This window comes from Polynucleobacter sp. AP-Kaivos-20-H2 (genome assembly GCF_018882215.1).
Lineage (GTDB): Bacteria > Pseudomonadota > Gammaproteobacteria > Burkholderiales > Burkholderiaceae > Polynucleobacter.
On the sequence record NZ_JACVOX010000001.1, the window covers coordinates 721,421 to 739,053 of the forward strand.

Below are 17,633 nucleotides of genomic sequence, written 5' to 3' on the forward strand. Positions count from 1 at the left end.
TAAGTTATGTCAGAAGAACGCATCACTAATCTAGAAATCAAATTGAGCTTCACGGAAGACTTAATTGAGAAACTCAATGAGACAATCTACAAACAGCAACAGCAAATCGAATTTCTGTATCGCGAGTTAAAGGCAATCAAAGAGCAAGCCGGCAGTGGCGGCGGAGGCGGGAGTTCTAAAGATGAAATCCCCCCACACTATTAATCAGCTGCTAATATAGTCATTAGGCATAAACCCCTTACAACATAAGCAAAGGAATATCCATGAGCAACTTAACTTTATTTCTAGTCCAGTGGGGCCTGACTTCTTTATCTCTTTGGGTTGCCAGCTATATCTTTAGTGGCTTGCGCTTTGCAGATGGTGGCTCACTATTAATCGCTGCCCTACTCTTGGGATTTGCCAATGCCATCGTCAAGCCTTTGCTCATTCTTTTCACGCTGCCATTAACAGTAGTAACCATGGGCCTCTTCTTGCTCGTGATTAATGCCTTGGTATTGATGCTGGTTTCTACAGTGGTGAGTGGCTTTACGATCTCCAGCTTCTGGACAGCGTTCTTTGCCAGCATCTTTATTTCTTTATTTAGCCTCTTTGTCAGCGGCTTAGTTTTTTAAGAAGCTGATTTACGAGCTTAGCTAGGCTTACTTGCTAGCAGGATAGATGTCCGACCAAGAGTGCAGTGCTGTTTTACATGGCTGCGACTTGGTCGCCAATGATTTAGCATTCTCCGCCGCGATACTTATGCCGCCGGTTAAGAAGCCTAACCCAATAGAGACGGCGCTATTCACCACTCCTGCCTTATTCACTCCAGTTTGCGGGTTTTGTAATGTTCCCTCAATCTTTACAAGTCCGGCCAGATCCAAGCCCGTTGTAAGGCCTGATTTTTCTCTTGGATTAATACTGATATTGAGAGCCTCGTTGGCAAGATTGATTGTGCCCGCTAAGGTGATATCAAGACGGTCCGTCTCAATGCCAACTGAATTCTGAATATTTACCATCCCGCTATTGATGGGTAAGTAGGCAACAGCACAATTCAAAGTAGTTTGATTGGATTTCTTATACATCGGATTGATTGCATCTATTACAGTGATGACAAAGTCCCCGCCTTTATTGATGAACTTCGAATCTAATTTACTTTGACCCACTGAAACCTGAATAGCCCCATTAGCTCGACTAACCATTTGATGTGGGCTCACACCACTTCCCTGTAAGTTCCAGGCCACTTTTGTATCACCACCAGAAACTCTAGCGCTTGAATCGGTGACGGCAATAATCTGCTCTAAGGCAAAGTCTTTAGCAATACCCTTCACAGAAATCTTAGGCGCAGGGCTCGTGAACTGATTAATGGACAGCTGTGCTTGGGCACTTCCCTTACCTACATTAAAGCTGATATCACTCGCATCAATCCTATCTTTCTGAAATTGAAGTGTCGTTTTAAAGTTCGTAAATGGCGCCTGATGCGGAATCCCAAGCTCAGCAATATTGATATTAATAAGGCCATCAGCCAAAGGCAAAAGATCAAACGGCAATGCGTCATCGGTGAATAAATACTTTCCTTGGGCCTTATGTGTAGATGCTTGGGAAGTTTTTCCAGCTGATCCAGCAATAACAACAGAACCCGCTAAGGGTGCTAAATCAAAGGACTTTGAGTTGAGATTGATATTGAATTTTGGCAATAGATCTGGCTTTTTATCGATCTCGCCCGAAATTGCAAGCGACTTACCGTTTAAAGTCAAAACTAAATCGAGATCTAGGTTTACTGGAGATTGATTCCAAGCGAAGTAAGCATTACGCAGTGAAGTTGTTTTGCCTTTTAGGTTCAATGTGTAATTAGTGCGCTGCACATCTACCAGAATCGTAGACTTCCCATCGCTAGCATCTAAAGAAAGTTTAGGAATACTAATCGGGCTGGCTGCTTTTTGTCCGTCTTGATAATTGATACGGGCATCTACGACATCAAGAGTTTTAATGGAGACAAGGGCATTACTAGAAGAATCGCTAGTTGCAGACTGTGTTGGCAAACCACTGGCAACTATCGTAGGCGGAGTGAGATTCCAATTACCCTCCCCAGCCTTATTGGTTTGTAAGTTTGCTTCTAGTCCCCTGATACCGATTCTGCTGATTTCAACGCTACCTTTCAGAAGCGGAAGTATCCTAATATCTAACTCAATGTTCTTGAATATGAACATGTCAGGAATGCTTGCCCATGAGGCATTGCTCAGAGACACCTGTTCTGCTTTTACGCTAATTGATGGGAAAAGGCTCAGACTGACTGGACCGGTGATTTTCAACTCACGCCCAGTAGCCTCTTTTACCGAAGAACTCAGGAGCTTGGTTACCTGGGCAGGATTTACAAAAGAGGACGCGTACCATGCGCCCAAACCCATTATGGCAAGACAGCCTAACAAAGCAATAAGAGAAATCTTCAGGGTTTTATTCACTTACCCATTCTAAATCGAGTACTAGATGAGGGCCAAGACTCATTACCCCTAGACTAAAATGAAGTGATGAGCACAGATAATCTACCGAAGTGTCCTGCCTGCCAGGAAGATATGACCTACCCCGATGGGGAAAATTATGTTTGCGCCCAGTGTGGCCATGAATGGCCTATGGCTGCTGCTGCAGAAGAGTCTGAGGCTGGGCTCATTGTGAAAGATGCCAATAGCAATCTTCTAGCAGATGGCGACACAGTCACCCTCATCAAAGACCTCAAGGTCAAAGGCTCTTCCACTACCCTGAAGGTGGGCACCAAGATTAAAGGGATTCGCCTGGTATCAGGTGATCATGAAGTCGACTGCAAAACAGAAGCGGGCAATATGCTACTCAAGGCCTGCTTCCTGAAAAAAGCCTAGGAGCATTTTGCCTCTAGGCTTTTCCAAATCAATGCTTGCTTATTTGCTTAGCTAGTTGCTTAGCTAGTTACTTGCCTTCTTTAAGACGGCATAAATCTGGTCTTTTAAAAGGAGCTTTTCCTTTTTCAAGGTCTCGATTTCTTCTGGAGTACTCGGCTCTGAATGGGACTCCATTCTTTGGATCTTTTGATCTAAATTGTTGTGCTTATCAAATAAATGCGAGAAATGACGATCTGTCGTTTTCAGCTTGGTAATGAGTTCGCGATATTCAGGAAACATAAGCCCTCTTGATATTTAGGTTGCACAAAACTTCACGCTTTTAGTGTAGCAACCCTCCATTCCAAGAACAATGCCTTCTGCCATCTATTTATTTCATCCCCTCCCTTGTATTCCGTGGGACAAACCCCATATAGGAAAGGGCAATTCCCGAGGGAATTTGCAGTAATATCAGAAAGTGCATCAAGCACGATAACTACCGAAAGAAGGGTAATAAACCATGGCTACAAAGAAGTCTCCAGCAAAAAAGAAAGTAGCTACCAAGGTGGTAAAAAAAGCCCCTGTTAAAAAAGCTGTCAAGAAAGTTACTGCCAAGAAAGTAGCAAGCAAAAAGACGGTCAAAAAGGTAGTGAAAAAACCAGCAGCCAAGAAAGTGGCCGCAAAGAAGCCTGCTGCCAAAAAAGTGGCACTTAAAAAATTAGTGGCAAAGAAACCTGCGGCCAAAAAGCCAGCAGCGAAGAAAGTTGCCAAGAAGACTGCAAAACCTGCTTCATCTAAATCACCTAAAGTAGACCAATATGGTCTTGAGCAAGATGATGAGTTTTACGGCCTGTATTTTGCAAAGTCTACTAACAAGGGATTGGTTGAAGTAAAGCCCTGCACCTTCTCGTTGATGTATTGGTGGAAAGGTTTGCTTGGCTACCCTGACATGATCGAGATCTCCAAAGGAAGCAATACTGCAATGTTGCAGTTTGAATCCACATTTGGTGGTGGCGATTCTGGTGAGACAGAGTTAACCGAAAAAGATGTGCTGGACATTGATCACATCATTGAAGTAGACGAAGAGGAAATGATGATCTCCCTCTACTCCTATGTGCCTATCCCAGTGCCCGAGAAATTGGTTGGGGCTTTGAGCCTAGCTGTTCTCAACATTAACCCAGAAACTCGCTATGGCAGCCTTGAAATCTGCCCAACCGAGAATGAAAATGGTGAAACTGAGCACTTCTTGCGTTACCGTGCTGCAACCTATTTGCGTGGCATCAAGTCTGGCAAAGTGGAAGCAATCGAAAGCATGGTTACCAACGGTTCTGAGTTCTTTGGTCTTGCTTTAGATGCGATGTGCGTCAACAAGTCGATTAAGAAGTGGTTGCTTAGCTAAGCACCAATGAATGGCGAATTAACTACTCGCCACTATCTGCAAAGATAGATATAAGTTAAGGGAAAACGGTCATTGACCGTTTTTCTGCTTTCTACAATCGTCGCAGTTCTCTTCCCCAGTTTTTTACACTCCTCGAGCGCCATTTCTTGCGCTTCATTTTCTTTTGCATCTTTGGGCGCATGAACCCCAACTGTGCCATCTGATTGCTTGTACACACCAAACTGACTAACTGGTGTTGAGCAGGCCGCTAACATCAGGCCTAGAAAAACCACTAAGTAATGACGTACCATTTTCAATACCGCCTAAAAGATGAGGGATAGATTGATTCTATCTTAGGGCACCCGAATTACTGAGCCGCCCTGCCCCCAGGCCTGTATTGATCCATCACCGCATCTAGGCTGTTATTGGTAATACTCGGATTTGCACGCTGGAGACAGCTTAAGAGAACTTGCTTATTGGCATGCTTCTGATTGGAACCCGGCAAAGAACCTTGGGGTGCGGGATTGACATCATTAAAGCAAGCTCTAAATTGGTCTGGCGTCACCCCAAGACCACGACTAATTTGGTCAACGGGTCGATGAGGATCGTCTCGTATGATGCTTCCTTGACTCCCTTGAGGCGGTCTTGACATGCCCTGCTGCATTCCTTGACTAGGCATCATTGGGGGCGGCATTTGTGCAAAAGACAAGTTAGCAAATAACACGGCTGTTAACGCAGAAAATAATGACTGTGTCTTCATAAGTCTCCTTAAGACTTAAAAAATCTATCCCTAAGCCATAAAGCAACCGAAACCAGCCCAATCATGATCGGCACCTCTACTAAGGGCCCAATCACTGCCGCAAAGGCTGCTCCAGAGTTAATTCCAAAGACGGCAATGGCTACTGCAATGGCTAACTCGAAGTTGTTGCTAGATGCTGTAAACGATAAAGTGCAGCAGCGCTTGTACTCAATACCCATTTTGATAGTGATCAAGAATGTCAGCAAGAACATCACCACAAAGAAGACTAGCAATGGAATTGCGATGGTAACCACATCCATTGGCAACTGAAGAATTAGCTTACCCTTCAAACTAAACATCACTACGATAGTAAAGAGCAAAGCAATTAAGGTGAGTTTGCCTATTCTGGGAACAAAAGTATTTTGATATGACTCTCTCGACACAAATTTGAGGGCAATGTATCTCGTCAAGAATCCTGCAACACAAGGAACGCCTAGATAGATAGCAACCGTCTTAGCGATCTCACCAATGGTGATATTGACGACGGATCCTGCAAAGCCAAAATATGGTGGCAAGACAGTTAAGAAAAAATAGGCGTATAGGCTAAAGAACAGCACTTGAAACACTGCGTTAAAAGCCACTAAGCCAGCTGCATATTCCGTAGAGCCTTTGGCAATATCGTTCCAGACAATCACCATGGCAATACAAGGCGCTATCCCAATCAAAATAAGACCTGCCATGTATTCAGGCTGATTGGGAACAAAGAGGATGGCCAAGAAGAACATCAAGATAGGCGCAACAATCCAATTGAGTAAGAATGCCAATCCAAAGATCTGCTTATCTCTAAAGACGTCAGGCAAGTCTTCGTACTTCACCTTCGCAAACGGTGGATACATCATCAGTATCAATCCAATGGCTATTGGGATATTGGTAGTGCCCGATTGAAAGGAATTAATGAACCCCTCTACTCCAGGAACAAAATATCCCAAGCCAATACCTGCTGCCATGGCAGCAAAGATCCAAACAGTGAGATATCGATCTAAAAAGGAAAGCTTGCTGGTAACTGTGCTCATGATTTAGCGTGAATTTCTTGAAGGCTAAGTGAATTGAGTCGATCTAAAGGCATATCTGCCAGAAGATCAATGCGTTTTTTTAAGCCAATCATGACCTCTTTAAATGCACGGCGTTTATCGTCATCCGATCCAGTCACTTGCGATGGATCTGGGAATCCCCAATGGGCGGTAGCCGGTTTACCCGGCCAAAATGGGCACACTTCGCCTGCCGCGTTATCACAAACCGTAATAATGAAATCCATCTTCGGGGCATCTTGCAAACCAAACTCATCCCATGACTTGGAGCGTAATTTAGATTCGTCGTAACCCATCTGCAAAGCCAACTCACGTGCAAATGGATTTACTGAAGTGCCTGGAGTGGATCCTGCTGAGTAGCCCACAAATTTGCCGCTGACATGAGTTGAAGCAAGTGCCTCCCCCAAAACAGACCGAGCAGAATTATGGGTACACAAGAAGAGAATATTGAATTGTTTCATTTAGCCTTCGCCTTTTTAAAGATCGATGCTGGAGCACAGGATTTGCCACCGCAGCAGTTTTCAAGTAAGAACCCGCTTAACTCTTGCACCAAGTCTGCATTGGGTCGATAGATGAGATTGCGACTTTGACGCTCTACTGACAATAAATCAGCGCTTACTAGTTCTTTCAGGTGAAAACTCAGTGTGGCGTTGGCAACCCCTAGTTTTTCAATAATCTCGCTAGGCGTTAATCCAGTATCACCACGTTGAACTATCAAGCGAAAAATATTCAAGCGGGTCTCTTGGCCTAGCGCCAGGAAAGCTTTGATGGCATCAGTATTTTTCATATTTCCAATTATATCGAAATATATTTCTGAATTGTGACAAGCCAAGTTATTTAAATGACAGATTTGTGTCATATTTGCTTGAAAATAGAGAAAATTAAACGTAGGATTGATTCAAGATACGCCAATACAACGAAATGCCAATCAACCCAGGAATCATCATGAGCCAAAAGAAATTAGTTAAGCAACTATTAAAAAAGCTTGATAAATTAGAATCAGACAGAGAAAAGCTCATCGATAAGCTTGGAAAAGCATTGGATAAGTTAGATAAAAAAGTAGCTAGCAAAAAAACTCCGGCTAAGAAAGCTCCTGCTAAAAAAGTCCCAGTCAAGAAAGCTCCTGCTAAAAAGGCCCCCGCTAAGAAAGTCCCAGTCAAGAAAGCTCCTGCTAAAAAGGCGGCTGCAAAGAAAACTGCTCCTGCTAGCCCTGCTAATACAAACGAAGCAAGCTAATGGGCCAAAAAGGCAAGGATAAGCTAGAGCAATCTAGCTATGATGACCAACTTCGCTTGTTGCAAATTGAGTTAGTCAAGCTACAAAATAGCTTGATAAGCAAAGGTGATCAGATACTAGTCATTCTTGAAGGCCGCGATACGGCTGGCAAGGATGGCACTATTAAAGTCATTACGCAGCACTTAAGCCCCAGGGAAACTCGCGTGGTTGCACTCGGAAAACCATCCGATAGCGAGTCTGCCGAATGGTACTTTCAAAGGTATGTTGCTGAACTACCTAAAAAAGGTGAAATTGTTCTCTTCAATCGCAGCTGGTACAACCGTGCCGGCGTTGAGATGGTGATGAATTTCTGCACGAAGGCGCAATATACCAACTTCATGGGGACCGTAAATGAGTTTGAGTCCATTCTGGCTAGCTCAGGTATGACTATTCTCAAATACTATTTAGATATCTCCAAAAAGGAACAGGCTGCTCGTCTTGCAGATAGAGCTAAAGATCCACTCAAGCAATGGAAGATTAGTCCGATTGATCAGCAAGCGCAGAAAAACTGGAACGCCTATAGCAAATGTAGAAATGACATGCTAGAAAAAACCAGCTCTAAAGATGCGCCCTGGATCATTGTGAAAGCGAACGATAAAAAAGTTGCTCATCTCAATATGATTGAGGATCTTCTTGCTAGAGTTTCATATCCAGGAAAAGATAAAGGCTTACTGAAGGCTGATAAGAATATCGTCTTCCAATGGGACGGCAAGCTATCTAAGCTCGAAGAATAAGTCCTTAGAAAACCTCGGGAACATACATCTCAGGTGGTACTGGGCCTCGTAGGTAATCCTGGTTATGAACGCGTTTTGGTAAAGTAATCTCTGGGTGATCAATCTCTTGATAGGGGATTTGACTCAGCAAATGCGAAATGCAGTTTAGGCGAGCCTTTTTCTTATCATTGGCAGCGACAACCCACCATGGCGCTTCAGGGATATGTGTTCGCTCAAGCATAGTTTCTTTGGCCTTGGTATAGGCCTCCCAAAGCCTTCTAGCCTCTAGGTCCATTGGGCTTAACTTCCACTGCTTTAACGGGTCATGGATACGCATCATGAAACGGTTGTATTGCTCTTCGTCAGAAATTGAAAACCAATATTTAATCAAGATGACGCCTGAATTAATCATCATGCGTTCAAGATCAGGAACTGTTCTTAAAAACTCCTCATACTCATCATCAGAACAAAACCCCATTACCCGCTCGACACCTGCGCGGTTGTACCAGCTTCTATCAAATAGAACGATCTCGCCGCCAGCAGGTAACTGAGAAATATACCGTTGAAAGTACCACTGTGTTTTCTCGCGCTCATTGGGAGCAGGTAAGGCGACTACTTTACATACACGTGGATTGAGTCGCTGTGTAATACGCTTAATCGCTCCGCCTTTACCTGCAGAATCACGGCCTTCAAATAGGACTGCCACTTTCAGCTTGTTGGCTACAACCCAATCCTGCAGCTTGACCAACTCGCCTTGGAGTCTAAAAAGCTCACGAAAGTAAACATTGCGTGGAATTTCGGAGCTTTCACTGCCATCAGCAGATAAACGATCGTCGTCGAGCTCCATCTCAAGCTCTTCGTCCATGCTATCAAGAATCTCCTCCTGAGCACGGCGATACCAGTCGGCCATTTCATTATGCTTCGATGTCATTGGTTTACGCTCCTAGACTAGATTTATAGCTAGAAATGATGACATATTTATTACATCAGGCGAGGATTGCCTTTTATATAAGCAGAGATAGTCTCCTGGCTATGTAATGCCAGCCACTTTCGGTCGCTCGATGCATCTGGACTGGCTCCTGAGGGCGACAAAAAGATTAACTCCACAATCAGGCTCCGATCCTTCAAGATCTGAGCCATGGACTCTAGCAGCCCCATATCCCCAATAAAGGCTGCCACATTACTTCTCTCGCCTGAAAGGGATGATCTATAGCTAATCGCCAAGGAATAGACTGGCACTTGAGCAATAACAGCCGATTCAAATAAATTAGGTTTGAATGGTAGGACGCCCTCGCCTATTGTGGAGGTGCCCTCTGGAAAAATGCAGACTGACTGGGTTTGAAGAACCTTAGCCACCTCGCTCGTAACCTGCTTTCCATGACGAGAGTTATCGCGCTTGATAAATACCGTGCCCAATTGTTTGGCCATCCATCCAAAAACGGGCCACCCCTCCACATCAGACTTTGCTACAAATCGAATTGGCTTAAAAGCATTAATCGCATGGATGTCCATCCAAGAGATATGGTTTGATGCGAGTAGATAAGGGGTGGTAGGAAGAATTTCTGGATTTCTGAGTCTTAAGTCAATACCAAAAATAGCTAGCAGTCTTTTTGACCACATCTGAATATGCGTATTTTTAGCCTCCTGAGTGGCAAATGGGAACTGAAAAGACAGGATCGCCAATCCAGCAATCACATGACACCACACCAAAACCCACGACCATACATAAGCCCAATATTGAAACGGGGGCTGTTTGGAGTGTGTATTCAGACTCATATGTTGTAGGAATATAAAACAAATTCAGAAATTGCTGCGTCGTCATAAAACTGTCTTGGAACTGTCATTCTAGTTTCATACTCAGTAGGCTTAATACTATTTCATGATGCATTACAAAGCCATCTGGATTTCAGACGTACACCTAGGAACATCAGGGTGTCAGGCAGACTACCTTCTGGATTTCCTAAAGCACAACGAAGCGGATAAATTCTACCTAGTTGGCGACATTATTGATGGCTGGAGACTGAAGAAGTCTTTCTACTGGCCTCAATCACATAATGATGTAGTACAAAAACTCTTGCGTAAGGCACGTAAGGGGACCGAAGTCATCTATGTTCCCGGAAATCATGATGAAAGCGCCAGACAATTCTTTGGAATGTCTTTTGGTGATGTCAAAGTAGTTGAGGAAGTGATTCACACGACAGTTGATGGTAGAAAGCTATGGGTAACCCATGGCGATCAGTTTGATGGCGTAATGCAATACGCTAAGTGGCTTGCATACGTTGGTGACAACCTCTATTCACTCATTCTTTACATAAACCGTTATTTCAATATGGTCCGCGCCAAGATGGGCCTGCAATATTGGTCGCTATCGCAATACCTTAAACACCAAGTAAAGAACGCCGTCAGCTATATCGCAGACTTTGAACACATCATGGCCAGAGAAGCCCGCTTACGTGGTTGCGATGGCGTAGTTTGCGGCCATATTCATAAAGCAGAAATACGTGAGATTGATGGCTTGTTGTATTGCAACGATGGTGATTGGGTTGAAAGCCTTTCTGCCCTAGTTGAAACACAAACAGGCGAACTCAAAATTATTTACTGGACGCACATTAAGGGTGAACCAGTTGAAACTCCTCAGATTACTCTTCAACCTGCTATCGAATCACTCATAAAAGAGGCTGTGCTATGAAAATTATGATTATTACGGATGCATGGGATCCACAAGTAAACGGCGTTGTCCGCACCTTGAAACAAACTCGTGCCGAATTAATCGCAATGGGACATCAAGTAGAGATGATTACCCCCAATGGCTTTAAATCCATTCCTTGCCCAACCTATCCTGATATCGCCCTCTCACTCTTCCCAGGCAAAGAAGTAGCTCGTCGCATTAAAGAATTTGCGCCTGATGCAATGCATATTGCAACAGAAGGCCCACTAGGTTTATCTGCTCGCGCCTATGCAGTCAAAAATAGCCTGCCTTTTTCAACTGCTTATCACACCCGCTTCCCGGAATATGTTAAAGCGCGTACCGGCATTCCTTTAGCAATCACCTATGCCTTTATTCGCTGGTTTCATAAGCCGTCAATGGCTGTCATGGCTCCAACGATTATCGTTAAAAATGATCTAGAAGCTTATGGTCTTGATAACGTCGTGTTGTGGTCAAGAGGTGTTGATCTAGACATTTTCAAGATGCAGGAGTCCAAGGCCCTAAATACTGCACATCCCATCTTTTTATACGTTGGTAGAGTTGCTGTTGAGAAAAATATCAATGCCTTTTTAGAAATCGATTTGCCAGGTTCAAAGTGGGTAGTAGGGGACGGTCCAGCGATGGCTGGAATCAAAGAAAAATACCCAGAGGTGAATTATCTAGGCGTACTGCAGCAGCACGAATTAGCAAAAGTATATGCGGCAGCAGATGTATTTGTATTTCCTAGCAAGACGGATACATTTGGCTTGGTGTTGCTTGAAGCCATGGCATGCGGCACTCCAGTGGCAGCCTATCCAGTGACCGGTCCGATTGACGTACTGGGAAATTCTAATTCAGGTGCCATGAACGAAGATTTGCGTGAAGCTTGCCTGCAGGCTCTCAAAATTCCCCGCGAAGTAGCACGCGCACATGCAGAAAAATTCTCCTGGAGAGCTGCTTCTGAGCAATTTGCCAATCACCTAAAGCCAGTACCAACTACAGAAGTTCACGTAACAGCACTAGCCTAAAGAAAACCCAGCGTGAACTCTCCATATCACATAGATCAGAATCCCCATAAAGGCAATCGTGGCCTTGCCAGAGCATGGCATGCAGCCAAGAACTCTTGGTGTGGTTTGGTTTATGCGTTTATGGAAGAGAGCGCCTTTAGACAAGAGCTGACTTTATTTGCTTTGCTAACACCAGCCGCCCTCTTGTTACCAATAACACTGCTAGAGAAATCATTACTAGTTTCTTCCTTGATGATGGTGCTTGTTATTGAACTATTGAATTCCAGCGTGGAAGCAGCAATCGATCGAATCTCATTCGAACACCATGACCTCTCCAAAAGGGCAAAAGATTTTGGTAGTGCTGCTGTCATGCTTGCTCTACTTGTAGCGGCTCTACTCTGGGCTGCAGTTTGCATCCCCTTGCTCCCATCATTTTAATTACCCACTAAGGCCAGCCATGTCTGACATCCCCAATCCAATAGGTTCATTTGAGATCTTTACCCCCAAGAAGGTCAAAGCCTTAAAAAGAATCAAGCCAAATCCCCTTAAAAAACTCACCAAAAAGTTAGCTAAGAAGCTGTTTGGCAAGAAATTTGTAAATACAACAAGGGCCGAGTTCAGAGAAATGGCTCCTGTTCCTGCGGTTCAGATTGATAAGCCTAAAAAACCGGCATTTCAAATTGTTTGGGCAAGCACACCTGGTGAAATTAAAGAAGCGCAAAGATTGCGCTATAAAGTATTCGCCGAGGAGATGGGTGCTAGCCTACCTAAGAACGCTGAAGGCTTAGATGTCGATGAATTCGATTCCTATTGCGATCATTTGTTGATTCGTGATCAAGACAGTCTGAAAGTAGTTGGCACCTACCGCGTACTTCCACCTCATAAGGCTCAAGAGATCGGTCGCCTCTATTCTGATTCTGAGTTTGATCTATCCCGTATTGACCACCTGCGCCCTAAATTGGTTGAGCTCGGTAGATCTTGTGTTCACCAAGACTATCGCTCAGGCGCTGTCATTATGGCCCTATGGAGTGGCTTAGCTCAATACATGCAAAAGAATGGTTATGAAATCATGCTTGGTTGTGCCAGTATTCCAATGGCTGACGGTGGTCACTTTGCAGCGAGTCTTTATAACTCCCTAGGCAACGACCAAATGGCGCCAACAGAGTTTCATGCATTCCCGCGCCTGCCTCTGCCTCTTGATAAGCTAAATGGTGGTTTAGATGTGCAGCCTCCACCATTGATCAAAGGTTACCTGAAGCTAGGTGCAAAAATTTGTAGCGCTCCAGCCTGGGATCCCGACTTTAATACAGCTGACTTATTGACGATGCTCCGCCTTTCAGAAATCAACCCTCGTTACGCAAAGCATTTTTTTGGTTTGTAATATTTAAGCATCAGCTCTTAAAGAAAAAGCCACTTCGCATTGAAGTGGCTTTTTTATTCTGAGATATACCCCTACTTAAAGCTAACTTGGTAAGAACGCCCTACCCTTTCCCATTCTGCCGCCTCTTTTAATAGACTAAATTCAGTCAAGGGGTGTTTGGCTACCCATTCCTTAGAAAGACTAACCAAATATGAGCCGTCATGCTCAGAAACTTTTACATTCGGAAAATTGGTGTCATTTCGGCCGCGACAAAGTACCTGTGCCAGTCTCAAACAAAAAAGCATACGCCAGTCTTCAAAGCTATGGTTATTGGCAAGCTTTCCTAATTTGCCGGTATGTCCAATCAGCAAAGCCGCTAGTCTAGCCTGATCATTTTTAGAGAAGCCCGGCATATCTGCGTTACCTGCTATGTACGCAGAATGCTTGTGATAGCCATTGTGGGAGATTGATAATCCGATTTCATGCAGATTGGCCGCCCATTGCAATAACGCCACATTATCTGCCCTACTCTCTGATTCAGGTTTTGGTAATTGCTGTAAAAAATCAGCAGCCAATTTACCAACCCGATCAGCCTGCTCACGATCGACGGTATAGCGTTGCATAAATTGCTCTACGGTCACATAGCGCATATCGTGATGTTGTGATCGGCCAAGCAAGTCGTACAAAACACCGCTACGCAATGCAGCATCGGTTACTTCCATTTCTTCAATGCCTAATTCATCGAATGCTGCCAACATAATCGCTAAACCGCCTGGCCACACGGATCTTCTGTCATCCTTCAGACCCTCTAGCTCCACTTGATTTACATGTTCATACTTGAGAAGGTGTTTTTTGAGATTCTTAAGGCCTTCACGGGTAATTATTCCACTTGAGCTATTGACGCGGCCCATCATTAAGCCGTCGCCACTTCCATTGAAATGATTATTTCCAATGAGATCGGCTAGAGCTCTAGCGGTACCAGAGGAACCAATAACCTGCTTCCAGCCGCTTCTTAAATAAGCGCCAGAAATTACCTGTATTTCACGGCGAGCTGCCAACTCAGCCTCTTTAAAAGCATGGGCATCAATATTTCCCTTGGGGAAAAAACGCATGCTATGAGAGACGCAACCAATATAGAGACTTTCCATCAACTTTGGCTCATAACCTTTGCCAATAATGAATTCAGTAGAACCGCCGCCAATATCAATGACCAGCCTATTGCCCTGAACTGCTTGAACTTCATGTGCTGCGCCAATATAGATGAGTCGAGCTTCCTCAACTCCAGCAATGACTTCAATCGGGAACCCTAGAGCTACTTGCGCATCTTCAATAAATTGTTGAGAATTTTTGGCAACGCGCAAAGTATTGGTTGCCACCGCTCGAACATTGGCAGGATCAAAGCCGCGAATGCGCTCACCAAAGCGTCGAATAGCTATTAATCCCCGCTGATAGGCGTCATTGCCAAGCAATTTATTTTCAGTCAGACCGGCGGCCAAGCGAACTGTCTCACGCAAGGTATCAATAGGGCGTAACTGTGTGCCAGAGGGGGTATTTACTGCTTGGGCTACCAACATGCGAAAGCTATTCGATCCCAAATCGACCGCAGCAACAAGGTCTTCTGAATGAACTAAAGGATCTACGGGATTGCTGGCCAAAATATTCCCCAAAAATGGAATGCTGTATCAATTGTGTCTATTTTATGTAAAAAAAGTGACACATTGATGAAAATGCCAGCAAGCCTTTATGTCTGGGATTAAGGGCTCTAATTAGGCCGCTAAGTTTTGCTCAGAGCTAGAACAATCACGATTACCAAAGCTACATAAGATGCAGCAATCCCCCGACTTTGGCTTCAAGATTGCGCTACATGAGCGGCAACGATATAAATGCTGAGAAGAGCCTTGCTCAATTTTAATAGCCTCTGAAGCTTGGCAATAAGGACAGGTAACGATAGATTCTAAAAATGCAGTGTTTGTATTCACAAAGATATATTGAACCAAAATTATTTCAGTATTGTGTCAAGACCAATAAGGGTTAATCCGTTGTGCTGGGACTCCAAAAGGCCTGCGAAACAAATTCTTGATCGGCAATTTTAGCGATCAATTTATCCATCTTATCCCCATCAACAGCCGACGCTGTTAATACGGCCTGAATTTCAATATCATCGTTGCCAAATTGATGCACTTCAATGTCTTGGGTTTGATAGCCCGCCTCTTCTAGCGTCTTAATAAATTGCTTCAAGGCGTGCTTTTGGGCATGCTTAGGAGTGATGATATAAACAGAATTCGTCACCTCAACCGAGATGGTGTCCAGTGGTTGACGGTTGATAAAAGTCACCACAGGTCGCAAAAGAGTATTAGCAGCTAAGATAAATAAAGTTGCCAATCCAGACTCTAATATCAAATCTGCACCTGCACAGGCGCCCACCGCCCCTGAGGCCCATAAGGTAGCTGCCGTATTGATCCCGCGAACATTACCCTCTTCGCGCATGATGACGCCGGCACCTAAAAAGCCAATGCCAGAGACAACATAAGCCATTACATGCACAGCCCCATCATGCCCCGTCAGACGATTTCCAGCATCAACAAAAATTGCTGCGCCAATAGCAACCAGAATATTGGTTCTTAAGCCTGCAGTTCGTTGACGATATTGACGCTCAAGTCCAATTAAACCGCCAAAGAAAAAGGCTGCAGTCAGACTAATTGCGGTGTCAGTTAACGACGCATAATTAATGTTACTAACAAATTCCATGGGACTAGTAATTATTTTGAGCCAAGACCTAAAGACTCTACCATTACTTTGAATACCTCAGTGTTATCCATGAAACCCTTAAATTTATCTGCCCCAGGACCCACAGCATTGAGAACAGCATCATCTGCTGTGTGCACGCCAGAATCTTGATGTGAGGGTAAATTGCCGCCCACATGAATTGCATCCTCCTGAAGTTGGAGATATTTTGGATTGGCTACATATTTACCGGAATCATCTTTAACGGCAGGAACAAAAGTGCCATCCAGTTTTGGGTGCAAGGTTTCATAGTGATCAGGATAGTTGCCATAGAAGAATGCGATGCGCTTAGACACGTCAATCTTATTTGGATAACCCTGAATATCCGCTTTTGGATAGTTTGGATAGCCAGCCTCAGCATAAATGCCCACTTTTTCACGCAAGGGTCCCGGCTTATCGTCGTGCACTACCCCGCTAATGGATCCGCTATGGGTGTGGTCAGGTGTAACGATAATCAAAGTATCAGGATGTGTTTTAGCAAAATCTTTAGCAATCTGTACAGCATTACTCAACATGATGGTGTCAAATGCTGCCCGCTCCCAATCGAGAGGATGATTGAACTTATCAATCAATGCCGCCTCAACCATCAAGAAAAATCCATTGGGATTTCTAGATAAAACATCAATTGCGGATTGGGTCATCTCTGTTAGATCTGGCTGATTGGGATATTGCTCAACCGTATTCTTTTTCAGATACAAACGATCCAGCGATCCATCCATATTGTCTGGATGAAAGACACCAAATAGTTTTTTTGTACCCTTACTCTCTGATGCTGAAAGTAATTCTTGTTTTGTAAAAGCTAACTGATAACCATTCGACTTGAAGCTTTCAACCAAATTCTTCTCATCCTTGCGCCTTGAGCCCTTAGAGGATTGCGGATAAAAATAGGCAGAGCCACCGCCAAGAATGACTTCAGCACCACTTAATAGCAATTGATCGGCAATATATTGCTTATCGGCTCTGCGTCTTGTATGGGAAACCATGGCGCCTGGTGTTGCATCTTCCAACTCGGCATCAGAAACAATACCTACCGCCATCTTGGTATTGCGCTTAATTAGCTCTGCAATAGTTTCCACCTTGGGATGTGCGAGATTATCACTGGCTCGGGATACATAAACCCCCATGGCATTTACTGCTGTTTTATGACCGGTTGTATAAGCACTCATTGAATTCGCAGAATCAGTAATCAGAGAATCAGACCCTGATGTCCCAATCATTGCGGTATTAGGCATATCGTCAAAGGCTAATCGACCTTGATACTTACCCTCCTGAATACCTTTAGACAGAACTCTAGCGGTTGTACGATTGGCAATCGTCATGCCATCACCAATAAATAGAATCACATTCTTGACACGGCGAGGGCCTGTTGCATATACATCCCAACTTACCTGTAAGCGTTCTTGGGGTGCTCGAGCGATGATTTGATATTTACCAGCTTTGGATAGCTGAACATCCCTAAATAGAAACGAGCTACCCTTACCATTTTCATTTGAAATGAACTCTGGTTTAGCGCTAATGGCTTTATTGATTGGTACTCCGTTAAGTTCGATTACAACTTCCTCAGGAGTGGTAACGGTATTGAATTCAACCTTGATGTCGAACTTAGAACCCGCCAATATATTGGCCTGATCGATTGGATAAACTGCCGCAGCTTGTGCTAAACCGACAAAGCTACCTAGGAAGATGAGAAATGCAGCTCTCAGAAATGGTGATGTATTCATGGGATAAATAGTGCATGAGATGGGTCAAACTAGACTATCTCCCAATCAAATGACAAT

The 17,633-nt window shown here is 44.1% G+C and carries 23 protein-coding genes; 10 read left to right on the forward strand and 13 right to left on the reverse strand.

Features of this window, described 5'->3' with window-relative positions:
- The first annotated feature begins 6 nt into the window (after positions 1 to 6).
- Positions 7 to 204: a SlyX family protein gene (locus ICE89_RS03645; protein WP_216262147.1), complete on the forward strand. Its 198-nt coding sequence runs from the start codon at positions 7 to 9 to the stop codon at positions 202 to 204.
- Between the two features lie 59 nt (positions 205 to 263).
- On the forward strand, positions 264 to 611 hold the full coding sequence (locus ICE89_RS03650; RefSeq protein WP_216262149.1) for a phage holin family protein: 348 nt from the start codon (positions 264 to 266) through the stop codon (positions 609 to 611).
- A gap of 27 nt (positions 612 to 638) precedes the next feature.
- On the opposite strand, the gene ICE89_RS03655 is transcribed toward ICE89_RS03650, so the two are convergent.
- Positions 639 to 2,438 (reverse strand): AsmA family protein, encoded by a 1,800-nt coding sequence (locus tag ICE89_RS03655; protein WP_216262151.1) that lies wholly within the window; start codon positions 2,436 to 2,438, stop codon positions 639 to 641.
- Positions 2,439 to 2,504: 66 nt separating this feature from the next.
- Between ICE89_RS03655 and ICE89_RS03660 the strand changes: the two genes are divergently transcribed.
- Positions 2,505 to 2,849: a zinc ribbon domain-containing protein YjdM gene (locus ICE89_RS03660; protein ID WP_216262152.1), complete on the forward strand. Its 345-nt coding sequence runs from the start codon at positions 2,505 to 2,507 to the stop codon at positions 2,847 to 2,849.
- A 63-nt stretch (positions 2,850 to 2,912) separates the two neighbouring features.
- On the opposite strand, the gene ICE89_RS03665 is transcribed toward ICE89_RS03660, so the two are convergent.
- Positions 2,913 to 3,128: a YdcH family protein gene (locus ICE89_RS03665; RefSeq protein ID WP_215320203.1), complete on the reverse strand. Its 216-nt coding sequence runs from the start codon at positions 3,126 to 3,128 to the stop codon at positions 2,913 to 2,915.
- Positions 3,129 to 3,345: 217 nt separating this feature from the next.
- On the opposite strand from ICE89_RS03665, the gene ICE89_RS03670 reads away from it, so the two are divergent.
- The gene (locus tag ICE89_RS03670) at positions 3,346 to 4,224 is read left to right on the forward strand and encodes a hypothetical protein (protein WP_216262154.1); all 879 of its coding nucleotides are present in this window, start codon (positions 3,346 to 3,348) and stop codon (positions 4,222 to 4,224) included.
- A 32-nt stretch (positions 4,225 to 4,256) separates the two neighbouring features.
- Here the strand turns inward: ICE89_RS03670 and ICE89_RS03675 are convergent, their stop codons facing one another.
- The 5 genes from ICE89_RS03675 to ICE89_RS03695 are packed head-to-tail and all read right to left on the reverse strand — an operon-like array spanning position 4,257 to position 6,817.
- Complete coding sequence (locus ICE89_RS03675) at positions 4,257 to 4,514, reverse strand: hypothetical protein (RefSeq protein ID WP_255537315.1); 258 nt, start codon at positions 4,512 to 4,514, stop codon at positions 4,257 to 4,259.
- A 56-nt stretch (positions 4,515 to 4,570) separates the two neighbouring features.
- On the reverse strand, positions 4,571 to 4,963 hold the full coding sequence (locus tag ICE89_RS03680) for a hypothetical protein (protein WP_216264884.1): 393 nt from the start codon (positions 4,961 to 4,963) through the stop codon (positions 4,571 to 4,573).
- Between the two features lie 8 nt (positions 4,964 to 4,971).
- Positions 4,972 to 6,015, reverse strand: a complete 1,044-nt coding sequence (gene arsB / locus ICE89_RS03685) for an ACR3 family arsenite efflux transporter (protein WP_216264885.1) — start codon at positions 6,013 to 6,015, stop codon at positions 4,972 to 4,974.
- Entirely contained in the window at positions 6,012 to 6,491 is a 480-nt protein-coding gene (locus ICE89_RS03690; RefSeq protein WP_216264886.1) for an arsenate reductase ArsC, read from the reverse strand. The genes arsB and ICE89_RS03690 overlap by 4 nt, the downstream gene beginning before the upstream one ends.
- Positions 6,488 to 6,817, reverse strand: coding sequence for a helix-turn-helix transcriptional regulator (locus ICE89_RS03695; protein WP_216264887.1), 330 nt, complete (start codon positions 6,815 to 6,817; stop codon positions 6,488 to 6,490). Before ICE89_RS03695 ends, ICE89_RS03690 begins: the two co-directional genes overlap by 4 nt.
- A gap of 158 nt (positions 6,818 to 6,975) precedes the next feature.
- Between ICE89_RS03695 and ICE89_RS03700 the strand changes: the two genes are divergently transcribed.
- Together ICE89_RS03700 and ppk2 (ICE89_RS03705) are read left to right on the forward strand one after the other, a co-directional pair.
- Entirely contained in the window at positions 6,976 to 7,266 is a 291-nt protein-coding gene (locus tag ICE89_RS03700; RefSeq protein ID WP_216264888.1) for a serine/threonine protein kinase, read from the forward strand.
- On the forward strand, positions 7,266 to 8,039 hold the full coding sequence (gene ppk2 / locus ICE89_RS03705) for a polyphosphate kinase 2 (RefSeq protein WP_216264889.1): 774 nt from the start codon (positions 7,266 to 7,268) through the stop codon (positions 8,037 to 8,039). Before ICE89_RS03700 ends, ppk2 (ICE89_RS03705) begins: the two co-directional genes overlap by 1 nt.
- A 4-nt stretch (positions 8,040 to 8,043) precedes the next feature.
- Here ppk2 (ICE89_RS03705) and ppk2 (ICE89_RS03710) read toward each other — a convergent pair whose 3' ends face one another.
- Both ppk2 (ICE89_RS03710) and ICE89_RS03715 read right to left on the reverse strand, forming a co-directional pair.
- Positions 8,044 to 8,949: a polyphosphate kinase 2 gene (gene ppk2 / locus ICE89_RS03710; protein WP_216264890.1), complete on the reverse strand. Its 906-nt coding sequence runs from the start codon at positions 8,947 to 8,949 to the stop codon at positions 8,044 to 8,046.
- 50 nt (positions 8,950 to 8,999) lie between these two features.
- Positions 9,000 to 9,794 carry a 1-acyl-sn-glycerol-3-phosphate acyltransferase gene (locus ICE89_RS03715; protein ID WP_216264891.1) on the reverse strand — a complete coding sequence of 265 codons (795 nt, stop codon included), beginning with the start codon at positions 9,792 to 9,794 and terminating at the stop codon, positions 9,000 to 9,002.
- A 103-nt stretch (positions 9,795 to 9,897) separates the two neighbouring features.
- On the opposite strand from ICE89_RS03715, the gene ICE89_RS03720 reads away from it, so the two are divergent.
- The 4 genes from ICE89_RS03720 to ICE89_RS03735 all read left to right on the forward strand — a co-directional run bounded on the left by ICE89_RS03720 (position 9,898) and on the right by ICE89_RS03735 (position 13,092).
- Complete coding sequence (locus tag ICE89_RS03720) at positions 9,898 to 10,707, forward strand: UDP-2,3-diacylglucosamine diphosphatase (RefSeq protein ID WP_370624847.1); 810 nt, start codon at positions 9,898 to 9,900, stop codon at positions 10,705 to 10,707.
- Positions 10,704 to 11,732, forward strand: coding sequence for a glycosyltransferase family 1 protein (locus ICE89_RS03725; protein WP_216262175.1), 1,029 nt, complete (start codon positions 10,704 to 10,706; stop codon positions 11,730 to 11,732). The genes ICE89_RS03720 and ICE89_RS03725 overlap by 4 nt, the downstream gene beginning before the upstream one ends.
- A gap of 12 nt (positions 11,733 to 11,744) precedes the next feature.
- Complete coding sequence (locus tag ICE89_RS03730; protein ID WP_216262176.1) at positions 11,745 to 12,149, forward strand: diacylglycerol kinase; 405 nt, start codon at positions 11,745 to 11,747, stop codon at positions 12,147 to 12,149.
- A gap of 187 nt (positions 12,150 to 12,336) precedes the next feature.
- Positions 12,337 to 13,092, forward strand: a complete 756-nt coding sequence (locus ICE89_RS03735) for a GNAT family N-acetyltransferase (RefSeq protein ID WP_255537358.1) — start codon at positions 12,337 to 12,339, stop codon at positions 13,090 to 13,092.
- Positions 13,093 to 13,163: 71 nt separating this feature from the next.
- On the opposite strand, the gene ppx is transcribed toward ICE89_RS03735, so the two are convergent.
- The 4 genes from ppx to ICE89_RS03750 form a co-directional block, all read right to left on the reverse strand.
- Positions 13,164 to 14,726 (reverse strand): exopolyphosphatase, encoded by a 1,563-nt coding sequence (gene ppx / locus ICE89_RS03740; RefSeq protein ID WP_255537316.1) that lies wholly within the window; start codon positions 14,724 to 14,726, stop codon positions 13,164 to 13,166.
- A gap of 111 nt (positions 14,727 to 14,837) precedes the next feature.
- A complete protein-coding gene (locus ICE89_RS11765; protein ID WP_370625320.1) occupies positions 14,838 to 15,050 on the reverse strand; it encodes a GDCCVxC domain-containing (seleno)protein in 213 nt (70 codons plus the stop codon).
- Positions 15,051 to 15,102: 52 nt separating this feature from the next.
- A complete protein-coding gene (locus tag ICE89_RS03745; protein WP_216264892.1) occupies positions 15,103 to 15,819 on the reverse strand; it encodes an MgtC/SapB family protein in 717 nt (238 codons plus the stop codon).
- Between the two features lie 11 nt (positions 15,820 to 15,830).
- Positions 15,831 to 17,576: an alkaline phosphatase gene (locus tag ICE89_RS03750; protein WP_216264893.1), complete on the reverse strand. Its 1,746-nt coding sequence runs from the start codon at positions 17,574 to 17,576 to the stop codon at positions 15,831 to 15,833.
- Positions 17,577 to 17,633 lie beyond the last annotated feature (57 nt).